The sequence below is a fragment of the Streptosporangium sp. NPDC002607 genome (assembly GCF_053592655.1).
In genome coordinates, this window is sequence record NZ_JBSFWD010000149.1 from 1 (window position 1) to 2,540 (window position 2,540).

Here is a 2,540-nt window from a genome sequence, read left to right on the forward strand (position 1 = left end):
ACGGACCAACGTGAGAGTACGCCGCCCAGCACGCCGTCAGCGATGTTCAACGCGGCCATCGAGCCCACGTCGAACCGCAGGCCCGGATAGGCCTGCCGAGCCAACTCGATCATCGCAGGAGAGGTGTCAACACCGACCACCGCCAGCCCCAGCCCGTCCAGGTAAGCGGTGATATGGCCAGGCCCACACCCCAGGTCCGCGACCTGGCCGTCCCCACTCGCACTTACGACCTCGGCGAAGACACCCAAGATCGCACGGTCCAGGGGCCTGTCACCCAGCTCGCCGCGGAACAGCTGCGCATAGGTGGAGGCGGCAGCGTCGTAAGCCTCGCGGGTGGCACTGAGGGCATCGTGTTCGACCATGCTCGCGACAGTAGTTCCCGGCGCTGAGACGAGCCGAGAGAATCACGATCTTCCCTCCCGCCCGTTCGCCCGGGCTATCGCTAGTTCAGAGAAGTCATGTGAGGCAAGTGAGGTGAGAGCGTACTTGCCTCACCAGTATTCAGAGGGCTTCAGGCATGTCAGTGCGGCAGCTGACAGTCCGGGAAACGCCCGAAACCCTGGGCCTCCTGACCTGAGGGCACCCCGGCTCAAAGCATCCACGAAGAAGATCAACAACTAGTGCAGAGAATTCGCCGGGGCGCAGTCAGATGGCGTCATCCAGCTGTTCGGCCAGCCGCTCCAGGCCACCCTTGATGAGCTGCCCATACTCGTCGTCGCCAAGTGCGCCGATCTCGGCTCGCGCCTGCTGGAGGTGCTCACGGGCGCGGCCGAGATCGCCCAGCTTGCGATAGCACTCGCTCAAGTTCAGGTGCAACGACGGATACAAGCCGGCCACCGAAAGCGGCACCCCAGCTTGCGCCACCCGCTCATCAGTGATCAGGCCGACGGCGGCAAGCGCTCGCAGATCCCACATCAGTTCCTGGTGCACGTCGTCCTGCACGTCGGCCATCGAGTGGGCAAGGACGCAAACATGCAGCGGGTCGCCTTGCTCGCCGCCGATGTCGTCCCAGATCTGCGCGAACAAGTCACGAGCGGCTTCACGTTGACCTTGGTGGTGATGCAACTCCACCCCCTGGCCGATCCGGGTCATCGTCGGGTCGGTGGTCATTAGCGGCTCCTTCACCGTCGCGGGCGACCGCAGCCAGCCTACTTGTCCGACGTGGCTTAACGATCTTCAAGCCTCTGACCAGCTAGTTCGCTTGACAACCCCAGATAACCCACGCTTCGACTGGCAGGCCCAACCGCCACGCGGCTCCTTCGGAGTGCTTCGCATTGCGCCGGCCCGCTCGCTCTCTCAGGTCTGAAATCTCGCCCGGCTTCAACCGAATGCCTCCGGCGGGGGTACTCGGCTCCGGGATGATCGACGTTGCACCACGAAGGCCGTAAGTGGTTGAGGTGGAAGCCGGATCTTCCCGCCTGCCGCGTCCCAGGCAAGCCCAACATCTCGACTCCTCCGGATCAAGGCCGTCTGTGACCGTTGGCATCCCATGGCCGAGGAACGTCTACCGGCCGGCGTACACAGTGAGAATGGCAGTGGCGCCACCGAGCTGTTGCCCCTCCGGGGTGGGACGAGGCAGACGGGAAGATCCGGCGAGGCAGGGTGTGTGCGTCCGCACGAGGTTCTCAGGCTGTGCCACTCGCGACTGGTGGCCTGACATTGAGGCCGGTACCGTGCCGCGGTGCTCACCATCCGGATGAACGAAGCAGCAGCGTCCGCGCTTCGACCGCTGACGACTGTCGATCCACCACCCACCGTTCCCGACCTCGGCCAGGAGCTTCGTGACAAGTTCGCCGAGGGTCTCACGCACAACGACGGCGCCTGGATATTCACTGAGCACGTCGGTCAAGTCGGGTTGCCCGATTGCTCGGGCTTCGGGCTCCCGGAGGTGGTTACGCCATCCACTCTTATTGCCATCAGGCCGCCCTCGCCGTACTCGGCCCGGTGTATGCCATGGGCGAGGTGGCCAGGGCGGCGCGCGCTCCGCTGATGTCGTGCTCATGGATCTACGCATGCCGAAGATAACCGGCATCCATGTGCTGGTCCTGACCACCCTCGACAACGACGCCGATGTCCTGCCCGCGATCGAGCAGGGCACCACCGGCTACCTGCTCAAGGACACCCCATGCGCCGACCTGCATCGGGCGGTGCGTGCGGCGCCCGCGGTGAGACGGTGCTGTCCCCCTCCGTGGCCCGCGTGGTGACGCAGAAGGTGCGCACGCCGGAGCAGGTCGTGCGCAGGCTCGCGACCGCCGATCACATGTTGGGCGAGGGCAAGGACGTCCCGGACGTCTGCCGCGAGCTATCGAGTCGGTCAACAGCCGCATCCGCGACGAGTGCCTGAAGCCTGACCCACGCCCGGGTCGTGATCAGCGACTGGAAGGACGACTACAACCACCGCCGACGACACAGCCCCCTCGACTACCAGGCACCAGCGGCCCACGTCGCGTCGTGCACACACCGATGAGTCGTCCGTTGTCGACCGCAGCCCACATGGCCACGCGCGGCAACCCCTGTGACGTAAGGTCCCGGGTGTGGAC

4 protein-coding genes are annotated in these 2,540 nt (G+C 65.3%); 2 read left to right on the top strand and 2 right to left on the bottom strand.

Translation table 11 applies throughout. The features are described from left to right. Together ACWD3H_RS47515 and ACWD3H_RS47520 are read right to left on the bottom strand one after the other, a co-directional pair. On the bottom strand, positions 1 to 362 hold a 362-nt coding region (locus tag ACWD3H_RS47515; protein ID WP_451959781.1), incomplete at its 3' end, for a class I SAM-dependent methyltransferase. A gap of 283 nt (positions 363 to 645) precedes the next feature. Next, positions 646 to 1,110, bottom strand: coding sequence for a hypothetical protein (locus tag ACWD3H_RS47520; RefSeq protein ID WP_355561824.1), 465 nt, complete (start codon positions 1,108 to 1,110; stop codon positions 646 to 648). A gap of 902 nt (positions 1,111 to 2,012) precedes the next feature. On the opposite strand from ACWD3H_RS47520, the gene ACWD3H_RS47525 reads away from it, so the two are divergent. Both ACWD3H_RS47525 and ACWD3H_RS47530 read left to right on the top strand, forming a co-directional pair. After that, positions 2,013 to 2,204, top strand: coding sequence for a hypothetical protein (locus tag ACWD3H_RS47525; RefSeq protein ID WP_451959782.1), 192 nt, complete (start codon positions 2,013 to 2,015; stop codon positions 2,202 to 2,204). A gap of 143 nt (positions 2,205 to 2,347) precedes the next feature. Next, a complete protein-coding gene (locus ACWD3H_RS47530) occupies positions 2,348 to 2,467 on the top strand; it encodes an integrase core domain-containing protein (protein WP_451959783.1) in 120 nt (39 codons plus the stop codon). Positions 2,468 to 2,540: the final 73 nt, after the last annotated feature.

Excerpts from the sequence above, each read along its gene's own strand:
- ACWD3H_RS47520 (WP_355561824.1), bottom strand. The coding sequence starts at position 1,110 with ATGACCACCGACCCGACGATGACCCGGATCGGCCAGGGGGTGGAGTTG.
- ACWD3H_RS47525 (WP_451959782.1), top strand. The coding sequence starts at position 2,013 with ATGCCGAAGATAACCGGCATCCATGTGCTGGTCCTGACCACCCTCGAC.